Origin of the sequence: Dyella subtropica (assembly GCF_026283965.1) — a bacterium.
GTDB lineage: Bacteria > Pseudomonadota > Gammaproteobacteria > Xanthomonadales > Rhodanobacteraceae > Dyella_D > Dyella_D subtropica.
Genome location: NZ_JAPDPD010000017.1, coordinates 122,076 through 134,815, shown reverse-complemented (window position 1 = coordinate 134,815; position 12,740 = coordinate 122,076). Strand labels below are relative to the sequence as shown.

12 protein-coding genes are annotated in these 12,740 nt (G+C 64.9%); 11 read left to right on the top strand and 1 reads right to left on the bottom strand.

The features are described from left to right. Positions 1 to 391: 391 nt before the first annotated feature. On the bottom strand, positions 392 to 1,177 hold the full coding sequence (locus OUZ45_RS15480; RefSeq protein ID WP_266171035.1) for a TatD family hydrolase: 786 nt from the start codon (positions 1,175 to 1,177) through the stop codon (positions 392 to 394). A gap of 399 nt (positions 1,178 to 1,576) precedes the next feature. Here OUZ45_RS15480 and gspE point away from each other — a divergent pair, with 399 nt between their 5' ends. From gspE to gspD, 11 genes are all read left to right on the top strand, one after another. Beyond that, the gene (gene gspE, locus OUZ45_RS15475; RefSeq protein WP_266171034.1) at positions 1,577 to 3,310 is read left to right on the top strand and encodes a type II secretion system ATPase GspE; all 1,734 of its coding nucleotides are present in this window, start codon (positions 1,577 to 1,579) and stop codon (positions 3,308 to 3,310) included. A 132-nt stretch (positions 3,311 to 3,442) separates the two neighbouring features. Continuing rightward, complete coding sequence (gene gspF, locus OUZ45_RS15470; RefSeq protein ID WP_266171033.1) at positions 3,443 to 4,660, top strand: type II secretion system inner membrane protein GspF; 1,218 nt, start codon at positions 3,443 to 3,445, stop codon at positions 4,658 to 4,660. A gap of 52 nt (positions 4,661 to 4,712) precedes the next feature. Then, positions 4,713 to 5,138 (top strand): type II secretion system major pseudopilin GspG, encoded by a 426-nt coding sequence (gene gspG, locus OUZ45_RS15465; protein ID WP_266171032.1) that lies wholly within the window; start codon positions 4,713 to 4,715, stop codon positions 5,136 to 5,138. A gap of 129 nt (positions 5,139 to 5,267) precedes the next feature. Then, a complete protein-coding gene (locus OUZ45_RS15460) occupies positions 5,268 to 5,711 on the top strand; it encodes a GspH/FimT family pseudopilin (protein ID WP_266171031.1) in 444 nt (147 codons plus the stop codon). Next, the gene (locus OUZ45_RS15455) at positions 5,708 to 6,178 is read left to right on the top strand and encodes a prepilin-type N-terminal cleavage/methylation domain-containing protein (protein WP_266171030.1); all 471 of its coding nucleotides are present in this window, start codon (positions 5,708 to 5,710) and stop codon (positions 6,176 to 6,178) included. Before OUZ45_RS15460 ends, OUZ45_RS15455 begins: the two co-directional genes overlap by 4 nt. Next, complete coding sequence (locus OUZ45_RS15450; RefSeq protein WP_266171028.1) at positions 6,175 to 6,852, top strand: prepilin-type N-terminal cleavage/methylation domain-containing protein; 678 nt, start codon at positions 6,175 to 6,177, stop codon at positions 6,850 to 6,852. The genes OUZ45_RS15455 and OUZ45_RS15450 overlap by 4 nt, the downstream gene beginning before the upstream one ends. Further along, positions 6,849 to 7,727 carry a type II secretion system minor pseudopilin gene (locus OUZ45_RS15445; RefSeq protein WP_266171027.1) on the top strand — a complete coding sequence of 293 codons (879 nt, stop codon included), beginning with the start codon at positions 6,849 to 6,851 and terminating at the stop codon, positions 7,725 to 7,727. The genes OUZ45_RS15450 and OUZ45_RS15445 overlap by 4 nt, the downstream gene beginning before the upstream one ends. Positions 7,728 to 7,729: 2 nt before the next feature. Beyond that, complete coding sequence (locus OUZ45_RS15440; protein ID WP_266171026.1) at positions 7,730 to 8,893, top strand: PilN domain-containing protein; 1,164 nt, start codon at positions 7,730 to 7,732, stop codon at positions 8,891 to 8,893. After that, positions 8,890 to 9,531, top strand: coding sequence for a type II secretion system protein GspM (gene gspM, locus OUZ45_RS15435; protein WP_266171025.1), 642 nt, complete (start codon positions 8,890 to 8,892; stop codon positions 9,529 to 9,531). Before OUZ45_RS15440 ends, gspM begins: the two co-directional genes overlap by 4 nt. Next, on the top strand, positions 9,528 to 10,307 hold the full coding sequence (locus OUZ45_RS15430; RefSeq protein WP_266171024.1) for a general secretion pathway protein GspN: 780 nt from the start codon (positions 9,528 to 9,530) through the stop codon (positions 10,305 to 10,307). Before gspM ends, OUZ45_RS15430 begins: the two co-directional genes overlap by 4 nt. 3 nt (positions 10,308 to 10,310) lie before the next feature. Beyond that, on the top strand, positions 10,311 to 12,686 hold the full coding sequence (gene gspD / locus OUZ45_RS15425; RefSeq protein WP_266171023.1) for a type II secretion system secretin GspD: 2,376 nt from the start codon (positions 10,311 to 10,313) through the stop codon (positions 12,684 to 12,686). Positions 12,687 to 12,740: the final 54 nt, after the last annotated feature.

Below are 12,740 nucleotides of genomic sequence, written 5' to 3'. Positions count from 1 at the left end.
GGGTCACTTCTCTTTGTTTGGTCACGCCTGAGCAGGAGCGATGGCGAACAGCGCAGCTGGCCCGAAGGGCGGAGGGCATGGATGCCCGGAGTCAAGAGAAGTAACCAAGAGAAAGACCACCCCTCTTCCGCGCTCTACGGGCTTCGCCCTTCGAGTCCGTGAGGTCTGGCCGGGCTTTTCGACACGACGTTTGGTGTCCTGTCGGGAGGCATGGGCATCCGTGCCCATGCCCCTGCGGGCCTGATCGTCCAGCTCTCACCGCTCCACAGGGGCCCCCAAGATCAAAAGCAAACCCTCGCTCATCTGGAGGTGGTCATATCCACATGGGTCGGAAAAGGGGCGCCACATAGACGTGAGATGTGCACAAGAGACAGACGGAAGTGGTGGCGCTTTACAACCCGAAAAACGCTTCCGCCGTCGCCGTGCTGTTCGCCGCCGTGACTTCCACCGGCTCACCACGATCGCGCGCCACTTCATGGCATATATGCCGCAGATACATCGGCTCATTGCGCCGATGGCTGGGCTGCGGCTTTACCGTGCGTGGCAGCAGATAGGGCGCATCGGTTTCGATCAGCAGGCGGTTGGCGGGAATTTCGCGCACCAATTCGCGCAGGTGGGTGCCGCGGCGTTCGTCGCAGATCCAGCCGGTGATGCCGATGTGGCAGTCGAGGGCGAGGTAGTCGCGCAGGGCGTCGCCGGTGTCGGTGAAGCAATGCACGACGGCGGCTGGCACTTTGTCGCGGTAGCGGCGCAGCAGGGCGATGAAATCCGGGTGGGCGTCGCGCTGGTGCAGGAATAGCGGCTTTTGCACATCCGCGGCGATTTGTAGCTGGCGTTCGAATACGGCGAGCTGTACGTCGCGTGGGGAGTAGTTGCGGTTGTAGTCGAGGCCGGTTTCGCCGACGGCGCGCACTTCCGGTTGCCTGGCCAGTTCGCGCAGCAGGGAGTCGGTGGCGTCGTCGTAGTCGATGGCGTGGTGCGGGTGCACGCCGGCGGTGGCGTAGAGTTCGCCGGGGTGGCGGCGGGCCAGGTCCAGCGCATGGGTGCTGCCGTCACGGGAGGCGCCGGTCACGATCATGCGGGTCACGCCATGGTCGCGCGCCCGTTGCATCACGGCGTCGAAGTCGTGATGGAACGATTCGTGGGTGAGGTTGGCGCCGATGTCGAGCAGTTGCATAGTCCCGCCAGTGAGCAAAGCGGTGATTGTCTCAGAGGCGGAGGGTCGATCAAGCCAGAGCGCCTTCTGGACCCAAGGACATGCCCTGCTTCCATGATTTTGCGAACCGCGTCGTATTTGCCTGCGGGGATGGATGGCTAGCGTCGACTTGGGTGCCATTATCCTCGCCGTTACGGCATGGAGCCCTGGAAAGACTTTGAGTGGGCGCCTCCATGTCGGCGCAACTTCACACGTTGGTAAAGCATCGTTTGGCAGGATGTCCAGGATCACTACATCCGTGGTCCAGTCTCGCAACCGTATCGGCGGATGTGCTACCAATGTGGGCTGCCGCGCCCTCCAAAGGCGGTGCCTTGTGTGCCGTGGGCGCGAATACGGACTTTTGAAGTGCGGGGTGAGGATATGTCGGCAGTGGCCAGGCCGGCGACCGGCGAGGCAGGGATAGCAGGGCAGGGCCGCGAAGTCGCGGTCTGCGATCTGCTGGTTGCACGCGGGCGCCTGAAAGACAGTGACCTGTTGCGTGCGCGGCGCCTGCATGAGGAGTCGCCCGAAGGCACGCTGACGGCGCTGATGGCGCGCCTTGGCCTGGTCTCCGAACGCGATCTGGCCGAAGCCTGGTCCGAATTGCTGCACAAACCCTTGTTGGCGGCGCGCGAAGCGCCGGAGTTGCCGCCCGCCGAGTTGGATCTATCGGTGCGCTTCCTCAAGCTGCATCACGTGGTGCCGGTACGCGACGGCGAAGATGGCGTGGGGTTGTTGGTGGCCGATCCGGCCGACCCGTATCCATTGCAGGCGGTGGAACTGGCCGCCGGCCGTCCGGTGACGCTGCATATCGGCCTGCGCTCGGAAATCGACGACCTGATCGAGCGCTATTACGGCTCCGGCCGCTCCGCCATGGGCACCATCGTCGAGAACCTCGACGGCAGTGCGGCGGTGGAAGACGACGTAGAGCATCTGCGCGACCTCGCTTCCGAGGCGCCGGTGATTCGTCTGGTGAACCTGATTCTGCAGCGCGCAGTGGAACAACGCGCGTCGGACGTGCATATCGAGCCGTTCGAGAACCGCCTGAAGGTGCGCTACCGCATTGACGGCGTGCTGCACGAGGTGGAAGCGCCCCCGTCCAGTTCTACCGCGGCCGTGATTTCGCGCGTGAAGATCATGGCCAAGCTCAACATTGCCGAGCGCCGCCTGCCGCAGGACGGCCGCATCCAGTTGCGCGTGCAAGGCAAGGAGTTGGATCTGCGCGTCTCCACCGTGCCGACCAGCTTCGGCGAGTCGGTGGTGATGCGTATCCTTGACCGCGAATCGATCGTGTTCGATTTCGCCTCGCTCGGCTTTACCGACAACTTCCAGCAACGTTTCGTGGATGTACTGGAACGCCCCCACGGCATTCTGCTGGTGACGGGCCCCACCGGCTCGGGCAAAACCACCACGCTGTACACCGCGTTGTCGCAGATCAACACGCCTGACGTGAAGATCATCACCGTCGAGGATCCGGTCGAATACCAGATCGAAGGCATCAACCAGATCCAGGTGAAGCCGCAGATCGGCTTGGATTTTGCCGGTGCGCTGCGCTCCATCGTGCGCCAGGATCCGGACGTGATCATGATCGGCGAAATGCGCGATCTGGAAACCTGCCGCATCGCGATCCAATCCGCGCTCACCGGTCACTTGGTGTTGTCCACGCTGCATACCAACAGCGCGGCCGGCGGCATTACCCGCCTGCTCGACATGGGCGTGGAGGATTACCTGCTCGGCTCCACCGTCAACGGCATCCTGGCTCAGCGCCTGGTGCGCCGCCTCGATCCGGAAACGGCGACGCCGTATGAGGCGCTGCCTGAAGTGATCGAGCAGTTCGAACTGCACAAATACACCGACGAGCGCCCGATCCGTCTGTGGAAGCCCGGCAGCAGCACCGCCAACCCCACCGGCTACCGCGGGCGCCGCGCCATCATGGAATTCCTGGTGATGACCGACCCGCTGCGCCGCCTGGTGATGCAGCGCGCCGATGCCGGCGAGATCGAGCGCCTGGCGCGTGCTGAAGGCATGCGCACCATGTATGAAGACGGTATCGCCAAGGCCGTGGCGGGCATCACCACGATCGAGGAGGTGTTGCGTGTCACGCAGGAGGGCTAGGAGTGAGTGGAGAGGAGTGAGAAGTGAGAGTCGCTCCGACACGACGTGTACTGAACGTGCAGCCGTTTGTTGGCGCAGCGCTGCGCGCTGGCAACTCTCACTCCTTACTCCTCTCCACTCACTCCTCGCCTTATGAGCCAATTCCACTACCGTGCCGTCAGCGACGCCGGCGAGATGCTTCAGGGCGAAATGGAAGCCGCCAGCGTCGATGAAGTGATCGCCCGCCTGCAGGACCAGGGTCACACCCCGCTGGAAGCCAAGCCGGCGAACGAGGCCGGCAGCGCCAGCGGGCTGGCCGCCTTGTTCAAACGCGGCCCGTTCACCGGCGACCAACTGGCGCAGTTCACTCATCAGCTGGCGACCCTGCTCGGTGCGGGTCAGCCGCTGGATCGCGCGCTCGGCATTTTGATGGACCTGCCGGAAGGCGAGCGCGCGAAGAAATTGATCGAGCGCGTGCGCGATCGCGTGCGCGGTGGTACCCCGCTGTCGCAGGCCTTGGACGAAGAGCACGGCGTCTTCCCCAAGCTCTACATCAGCCTGGTGCGCGCGGGCGAGGCGGGCGGCTCGCTGGAAGACACCTTGCGTCGCCTGGCCGAGTACCTGGAACGCAGCCAGCAGCTGCGCGGCAGCATCATCAATGCGCTGATCTATCCGGCCTTTCTGTTGGTGGGCGTGCTCGGTTCGCTGGTGCTGCTGCTGGCCTACGTCGTGCCGCAGTTTGTGCCGATCTTCGAAGACATGCAGGTGCCGATTCCGTGGATCACCCAGGTCGTGCTGGCGTTGGGCAACCTGCTGCAATCCTGGTGGTGGCTAATCCTGATGGTGCTGGTCGGCGGCCTCCTGTTCTGGCGCGCCCGGTTGCGCGAACCCGCCGCACGGCTCGCCTGGCATGCGCGCCTGCTGCAGATGCGTCTGGTGGGCCCGTTATTGCTGAAGGTCGAGACTGCACGCATCGCCCGCACGCTTGGCACCCTGCTCAAGAACGGTGTGCCGCTGCTGTCGGCGCTCACCATCGCGCGCCAGGTCACCTCCAATCGCGCGCTGGACGAAGCCCTGACCCAGGCGGCGGAACAAGTGAAGGGTGGTTCGGGTCTGAGTCTTGCGCTGTCTCAATCGCAGCGCTTCCCGCGACTGGCCCTGCAGATGGTGCAAGTGGGCGAGGAGGCCGGACAGCTGGACACCATGCTGTTGAAAGTGGCGGACACCTTCGAGTTGGAGAGCAAGCGCGCCATCGACCGCCTGCTCGCGGCGCTGGTGCCGGCGCTGACCATCGTGATGACCGTGCTGGTGGCCATCATCATGGCCGCGATCCTGCTGCCGCTGCTCAGCTTGACCAGCAATATTCAGTGACACCGTGGCCTGCCACAGACTTTCCATCCTGCCGATGACAAGAGGTTTCAACATGCAATACAGGCAATTCAAAGGCACCCGCGCCACCCGCGGCTTCACCCTGCTGGAAATGCTGGCGGTGATCGTGCTGATCGGCATCATCGGCGCGGTGGTGGTCACCCAGGTCGGTAAGAACGTGGATAAGGGCAAGTACGGCGCCGGCAAGGCGCAGCTCACCACGCTCAGCCAGAAGATCGAGAACTACGCGCTGGACAACGGCACCCCGCCGGCCCAGCTCAACGACCTGCTGGTCAAGCCGGCCAATGCGCGCAACTGGCAGGGGCCGTACGCCAAGGAGTCCGAACTGAAGGATCCGTGGGGCCATGCGTTTGGCTATAAGTATCCAGGTGACCATGGCAACTTCGACCTGATCTTCTATGGTCAGGACGGCCAGCCCGGCGGCGAGGGTTACAACGCCGATGTGGGCAATTGGCAGTAACGGTCGCTCATGCGCCGCCTGCACTCACCACCCCTCACGCCCTCTCCCCTGCTCGCAGGGGAGGGTTGGGGAGGGGTGAGCCCTTGCGGTGAGGCTCCATCTTCTCGCGCTTCTTCGCGCGTTGCCCGAGTGCCGCAGCGCGCCCGCGGCTTCACCCTGCTCGAAATGCTCGCGGTCATCCTGCTGATCGGCATCGCCGCGGCAGCCGTTTCGGTATCGGTGTCGCAAGGGCTGGCCAGCGCACGAGTCAACGCCGCCAGCGGCGAGCTGGCCGCCGCGCTGCGCGCCACGCGGGCGCAGGCGATCGTGCGCGGCCAGGAACAAGTCTTCGACGTGGACACGCTCAAGGGCACTTACCGCGGCAGCGACCAGCGCGACGTGCGCTTGCCGCAGGGCATGAAGCTGGGCATCACTAGCGCCAAGGAAGACCAGCCCAATGCGACCACTGGGCGCATCCGCTTCTTCCCGGATGGCAGCTCCACCGGTGGTCACATCACGCTGCAGCGCGAACGGCGGCAGTGGCACGTGAATGTGTCGTGGTTGACCGGCGCGGTGAGTGTGGTGGCGTCGTGAGCGAGACGCGTTCGATGCGGCGCCGCGCGCGTGCCAACGGCTTCAGCCTGCTCGAAGTCATCGCTGCGATTCTGTTGCTGGCGATCGCTTTCACTGCCTTGATGCAAGTAGCGGGCGGTTCGATCGGCCTTACCAATAACGCTGCGGATTACAGTCGTGCCGCCCTGTGGGCGCGCAGTCTGCTGGATACGGCGGACGTCGGGGCGCCACTGCGTCCGGGGCATACCGAGGGACGTTTCGACTCGCAATATCGCTGGCGCCTTACCGTCACACCGTGGCGTCCGGCCGATGCGGATACGGCGCCCACGCCGCAGCAAGCCATGCCCCCGCAGGCCACGCCGCAGCAAATGGTTAAACTCGATCTCGACGTGCTGTGGGGCACGGGCCGGAGCGAGCGCGCGGCGCATTTCAGCACCTTGCGGTTGATCGGACCGGACAACAGTCATCCGCCGATGGGGGAGCCATGACGTCGGCAGCACGAGCCAAGGGCTTCAGCCTGCTCGAAGTGCTGGGCGCGCTGGCGCTGTTGGCGCTGCTGCTGCTGGGTGTCTACTCGGGTGTGCGCACGGCAACCAAGAGCGTCCGCTCCGGCACGGCCGCTATCGAGCAGCTCGATCGGTTGCGCTCCACCCAACGGTTCATGCGGCAGGAATTGGCGCAGATTCAGGCGGTGCCCATGGGGCGCGACAGCAACGGCGATAACCTGTATTTCAGCGGCGATGCGCAGACCATGCGCTTCGTCGCGCCGCTGCCGGGCTACCTCGGCAAGCTGGGGCCGCAGCTACAGGAATGGAAGCTGGTCTCCAACGGCAAGGGCGGTTCGCGGCTGGAAGCCAGTTTCGCCTTGTTGCCGCCGGACGGCAGTCCACCGCACCCCTTGGGCGAGCCGGAAGTGTTGCTCGACAATGTGCGCGAGGGTCACTTCAGCTACCGCACCCCGGATACGCAGGAGCAACTGGGCACCTGGCAAGCCAAGTGGGAAGACGAACGCCTGCTGCCGCGCATCGTGCGCGTCGAATTGAAGCTGGACAGCCGGCACGAGTGGCCGCGCCTGGATGCGCCGCTGCGCATCGATCCCACCGCCGCCCTGGGCCAGCAGATGAATCTGCTGCGGGGCATTCGCCGGCCGGGAGCGCGATGAAACGCCGCCCGTCGCCATGCGTCGGCAGGTACCAGCGCGGTGTGGCGCTGCTGGTGGTGCTGTGGGCCTGCACGCTGCTGGCGATCCTGCTCGGCAGCTACGCCATGCTCGCGCGCACCGAGGGTATGCAGGCGCGCTATCAGTTCGCCCAGGTGCGCGCGCACTACGCTGCCGAGGCCGGTTTGATGCGCGCCATCTATGCCTTGCAGAATCCTTCGCCGCAAACACGCTGGATCCCGGACGGGCGCGATTACCCCTTCCAGTACGATGACGCCAAGTTGAAGATCCAGGTGATCGACGAGAGCGGCAAGGTCGACATCAATGCGGCTTCGCCCGATGTATTGCAGGGGCTGTTCCGCGCGGCCGGCATGAACGACGCGGCGGCCATGGAAATGAGCAAGCAAGTGGTCAACTGGCGCGCCTTTGGGCGCGGTCCCGACGACCTGAATCGGTTCGCAGCGGCATACACGGCGGCCGGACGGGACTATGCTCCGCGCCATGCCCCGTTCGCCAGCATCGAGGAACTTCAAATGGTGCTGGGCATGGAGCCGGCCATCTATCGCAAGATCGCTTCGCAGGTCACGCTATGGTCTGGGCGCAACGCGCCGGATCCGACCTTCGCGCCACCCCTGGCGTTGCAGGCGATTCCCGGCATGACCCCACAGCAGGCAAATGCGCTGTGGGCCGCAAGACAACAAGGACAAGGGCCGGCAGGCCTAGGCGGGAGTCAAGGAGTGACGCATAGTATTCGTTCGGAGGCGACATTGCCGGATGGCACCCGCGCAGTCTTGCGTGCCACGGTGCGGTTGCAAGGGGCCATAGCGGGGGGGCAGCCCTATGCTGTGCTTCGCTGGCAGGAGGGGGACGGGGAGTGACCATGACGAGCTCGCTGCAACCTCAGCTCGACCGCGTACGCCGCGCATGGCGCGCGTCGCCGTTGCCGCGATTCTTTGCCTGGTGGGGCGGTGAACTGGCCTTCCTGCTGCCCGCCCGCTGGCGCGCGCTGCTGGGCGGAGGTGCCGCCTGGCATCTGCTGGAGCGGGCAGGCGACGACTGGCGGCTGCGTCGGGCCGGTCACGATGAAGCGCTGGCGCAATGGAGCGACGGTCTCGATGCCGACGCACAGCAAGTAGCGCTGGCCGACGGCCTGCGCGGCGTGGATCGCGAAGACCTGCGCTTGGCCTTGTGCCTGCCTGCCACGACGGTGCTGCGGCGTCCGTTGATGTTGCCGTCTGCCGCGCGTGACACGCTGCAGCAGGTCGGCGCATTCGAGATGGACCGGCAAACGCCGTTTCGCGCCGAGCAGGTGCGCTATGACATTCGCGAACTCGACACCCCAGCCCCGGCCGGCCGTCTTGCCGCCGAACTGGTGGCGGTGCCGCGCGTCACGCTCGACCCTTTGCTGGCGCGCTTGAGCCAAGTCGGCATCGCCGTTGATGCGGTGGACCTGGCCACCGGCAACGGCCGTCTCGGCGTCAACCTGCTGCCTGCCGAACTGGCGCCGCGACGCACGCGTCCGCGGCAGCGGCTGAACCTGGCTCTGATGGCCGTCAGCGTGATGCTGCTGGCGCTGGTGCTGGGCGAGTGGTTGCATAACCGCCAGAGCGTGTTGACCCAGATGCAGGCGCAGGTCGAGACCATGCGTGGCGAGGCGCAGCAGGTCGGTACGCTGCGACAGCAATTGCAGGACAACGCCGGCGCCGCGGGCTTCCTCGCCGCGCGCAAGAAAAATACCGTGTCCGCGCTGGCCGTGTTGCAGGACATCTCCCAGCGGCTGCCCATCACGGCCTGGCTTGAACGCCTGACCATCGACAATGCGGGACAGGTCAGCTTTCAGGGCCAGAGTCCGCAGGCGGCCCGATTGGTGGATGCGTTGAAAGATTCCACGGTCATCAGCAACGCCAATTTCCAAGGCACCATCCAGGCGGACCCGTCGACCGGCAAGGAGCGTTTCTACATGGTGGCGCAAATGCGCAAGCCGGCCGCCGCCAAGGCCGCGGCTGCGCCCGCCCCGCCGAGCAGCAGTGGAGGCAAGCCATGAAGCTGGCCGCGCTCAAACCGCGCGAATCCCGCATCGCGGCTATCCTGTTGCTGCTGCTGGCGCTGGTGATCGCTTATTTCCTCCTGTTGCACTGGTGGTTTGTGTCGCCGCTGTTGAACGTCCACGCGCAGATGGCCGATCTGCGCGATACGCAGGCCCGGTTTGCTTCCGCCATCGCGGAGAAGCCCGAGCTGCAGAAGCGTATTGCCGCGCTGGGGCAGGGCCAGGCAGCAAACAGCGCCTTCCTCTCCGAAGACGACCCGAACGCGGCCGGTGCGGGTTTGATGCAGCACGTGGTCGACGTGGTCGCGGCGCATCCTGATGGCGGCAATTGCGAAGTCAGCCAGAAAATGCCCGTACCCAATCCACCCACCGCGGACGGCGAGCCCTATCGCAAAGTGGCCGTGAGCATCAGCTTGCGCTGCGACATGCAGCCGCTCGCCGCCGTGCTGCACGACCTGGAGCAGGGCACGCCCTATCTGTTCGTCGACGATCTCAGCATTTATCGCAATCCGGTCGCCGCGCAGCAGGCCAGCGCTCCGCCGCTGGAAGTGCAGTTCACGCTCAGCGGCTATGTGCGCCAGGCGCGTCCGGGTGCCCCAGGACTCGCGCCGGCACCTGCGGGAGATGTCTTGTGAACGCCGCTACGCAGCGTCGCCTGACACCCCTGCTGGCTGGTGTGGCGATCGCGCTCGCCTTGCTGCTGGTCCTGCTGCTGGGCGGCATCGGCCGCGGCGTCCACTGGAATCCACCGCGCCCCACACCACCGCTTCCTGATACGCGTGCCAGCAGCAGCCTGCCGGTGCCGGTCCCGATAGCGCAGTTCGCGACGGTGTGGCAACAGCCCGTGTTCAACCCCGATCGGAAGCCGGCCATGCGTTCGGCCAAGGGCGGTGCCAGCCTGGGCGAGATGCAGCTGACCGGCATCATTCTCACGCCCGCACTACACATGGCCTTGCTGCATACCCGCAGCGGTGGCAACGACGTGCGTGTGCGCGAAGGCGACAGCTTGCCCGACGGCAGCTGGAAGCTGGTCGAACTGAAATCGCGTTCGGCTGTGTTCGAATCCTCCAGCGGCCGTACCGAACTGGAGTTGCCCGCCGGCGCGCCGATCGACATGCCCAAGAACGAAGCACAGGCGCAGGCGCCGAATCCGGGTGGCGCCGCCATACCCGGACCCGTCGTGGTACCCGCTGGCGCGATGCAGCGCGTGGGGCCGGCCAGCAGCAATCCCCCGCGCATGCCTCTCAATCCTGCCAGCGCAGCTGCGCCGCCGCCTAACGCGGACAGCAACGCGCCACGTCCACAGCAGGACGAAAGCGGCCCACAGGCCGAGCGCCTCCGCCAACTCAGATCCGCCATCCAGAAGCGTCGCGCCGAGCAGGCTGCCGGCACCCCCGAAGGAGTTCATTGACCCATGTCCCGCAACCTCATTAAGCCAACGTGTCGCTTTGGCACTCTCGCCTTGGCCGTATGGATGGCCGGTTGCGCCACGATGCCGCAGCCCAAGGATGACGGCGCGCTGCAGCGCGAAGCGATGGCCGGCACCGAAAAGCCCGCGCCGCAGCAGCTGCCGCTCAATACAGGCATCAACGAGGCGCCGAGTGCCGCGGCCGAGCCGCAGATCAACCCAGGAAGCGGCACCTTCATTCATCCCTCGGCGCTGGCGACGCCGCGCACGCCGGCCAGCGGCGACGGCGCCGTCACCTTCAATTTCGAGAACCAGCCGGTGCAGGCGGTGGTGAAGGCCATCCTTGGCGACTTGCTCAAGCAGAACTACACCATCGTGCCGGGCGTACAAGGCAACATTTCCTTCTCCACCTCCGAGCCGGTGGATTCCAGTCAGGCCATCCCGATTCTGGAAACCTTGCTCTCGTGGACCGGCAATGCGCTGGTGAAACGTAATGGCGGCTACGTGGTGTTGCCAGCCAAGGACGCCGTCGCCGGCAATCTGTCGCCCAGCCTGGGCGCCGCTGCGCCGCAGGCCGGCATGCAGGCGCGGCTGTTCCCGCTGCGCTACATCTCGGCCAATGAGATGCAGAAGCTGATCAAGCCGTTCGCTCGCGCGGACTCCGTGCTGCTGGTGGACCCGTCGCGCAATCTGATCGTGCTCTCCGGCACGCCGCAGGAACTGGCCAACTACCAACGCACCGTCAGCACGTTCGACGTGGACTGGCTGCACGGCATGTCCGTAGGCGTGTTCAACCTGCAGCGCGCCACCGTGGGCGAGCTGATGCCCAAGCTGGATGGCATGTTCGGCGCCAAGGGCGATACGCCGCTGGCGGGCATGTTCCGCTTCATTCCCATCGAGCGCACCAATGCGCTGGTGGTCATCAGTACCCAGCCCAGCTATCTGCAGGAAGTGGGCAAGTGGATCGAAAAGATCGACCGCGGCGGCGGCAACGAACCGCAGTTGTTCGTGTATGACGTGCGCAACATCAAGGCATCGGACCTGGCGCAATACCTGGGGCAGATCTACGCCAGCGGCGGCGGTGGCGGAAGCGCCGGCGCCAAGGTGGGGCCTGGTCTAAGTTCCGGCACGCTGGGCAGTGCCGACAACGCCAGTGGTTCAGCTAGTGGCATGGGTAGTACGGCGGGGAGCTTTGGTAGCACCACCACCGGTACAGGTCTGGGTAATACGGCCGGCGGCTTGGGTGGCAGCAATACGGGTCTAGGGAGCGGCAGTGGATTCGGCAACACCGGCGGCGGCAGCGGCAAGAGCGGTGGTCTCGGCGGTGGCGCCTATGGCGGCGGTTCCTTCGGCTCGAGCCAGGGCAATGCGGGTGGCGAGCAAGGTGGCCAGCAGTATGTTTCCGAAGACGGCAGTGTTCACATCGGCTCGGTGGACACCAACAACCAGTTGTTGGTACGTGCGCGGCCTTCGCAGTGGGCCGAGATCGAGACGGCCATCAAGCGGCTGGACAATACGCCGCTGCAGGTGCAGATCGAGACGCGCATTCTGGAAGTCGCGCTCACCGGCGAGTTCCAGTTCGGTGTGCAGTGGTACCTCGAAGGCCTGACGGGGAGCACGAAGGATGCGAACGGCAACATCGTGCCCGGGCAACCCTATCGTCATCGCCAAATTGGTCTAGGTGAAGGCGGCAATACCTTCAGGGGTGAGCCGTTCTTCTATTCCTTTATGAACAGCAATATGCAGGTTGCCGTGCGTGCGCTGGAATCCAACGGCAACACCAAGACGCTGTCTGCCCCCTCGCTGGTCGTGCTGAATAACCAGGTGGCGAGCATCCAGGTGGGTGACCAGATTCCGGTCAATCAGACCAGCCTGCTCCAGTCGGGTGGCACCAACAACACGCTGAATCAGGTTACCTATCTCAACACGGGTGTCATTCTCAAGGTACAGCCGCGCGTCAATCCGGGTGGCTTGGTCTACATGACCATCGATCAGCAGGTCAGCACTCCCAGCTCTACGGCCAATTCGCAGGGTAACTACACCATCTCCAATCGCGAGATGGGTACGCAGATTGCGGTGCAGAGTGGCCAGACGGTATTGCTGGGCGGCTTGATCCAACAGAATGAAGGGACGACTGACGACGGCATCCCCGGACTCAATCGAATTCCTGTGCTTGGCCGCCTGTTTGGCAACACCACGCGTAGCCGCAAGCGCACTGAGTTGGTCGTATTGATCACACCGAAGGTGATCACCAGCAGTGAGCAGGCCAGGCAGATCACGGACGAATACCAACAGAAGTTCGAGTCGCTGGCGCCACTGCGCGAGATGCCGGCAGCAGCGCCGATCAAAACATCGAAAGCCGCCACAACGCCAATCCAATAACTTCGATGTCGCGCCCGGCCTCTTTATCGAGGAGGGCGGGCGTGACATCGTTTC

Coding starts and splice junctions, on each gene's coding strand:
- OUZ45_RS15480 (WP_266171035.1), bottom strand. CDS start 1,177: ATGCAACTGCTCGACATCGGCGCCAACCTCACCCACGAATCGTTCCAT.
- gspE (WP_266171034.1), top strand. CDS start 1,577: ATGTCGGCAGTGGCCAGGCCGGCGACCGGCGAGGCAGGGATAGCAGGG.
- gspF (WP_266171033.1), top strand. CDS start 3,443: ATGAGCCAATTCCACTACCGTGCCGTCAGCGACGCCGGCGAGATGCTT.
- gspG (WP_266171032.1), top strand. CDS start 4,713: ATGCAATACAGGCAATTCAAAGGCACCCGCGCCACCCGCGGCTTCACC.
- OUZ45_RS15450 (WP_266171028.1), top strand. CDS start 6,175: ATGACGTCGGCAGCACGAGCCAAGGGCTTCAGCCTGCTCGAAGTGCTG.
- OUZ45_RS15445 (WP_266171027.1), top strand. CDS start 6,849: ATGAAACGCCGCCCGTCGCCATGCGTCGGCAGGTACCAGCGCGGTGTG.
- OUZ45_RS15440 (WP_266171026.1), top strand. CDS start 7,730: ATGACGAGCTCGCTGCAACCTCAGCTCGACCGCGTACGCCGCGCATGG.
- gspM (WP_266171025.1), top strand. CDS start 8,890: ATGAAGCTGGCCGCGCTCAAACCGCGCGAATCCCGCATCGCGGCTATC.
- gspD (WP_266171023.1), top strand. CDS start 10,311: ATGTCCCGCAACCTCATTAAGCCAACGTGTCGCTTTGGCACTCTCGCC.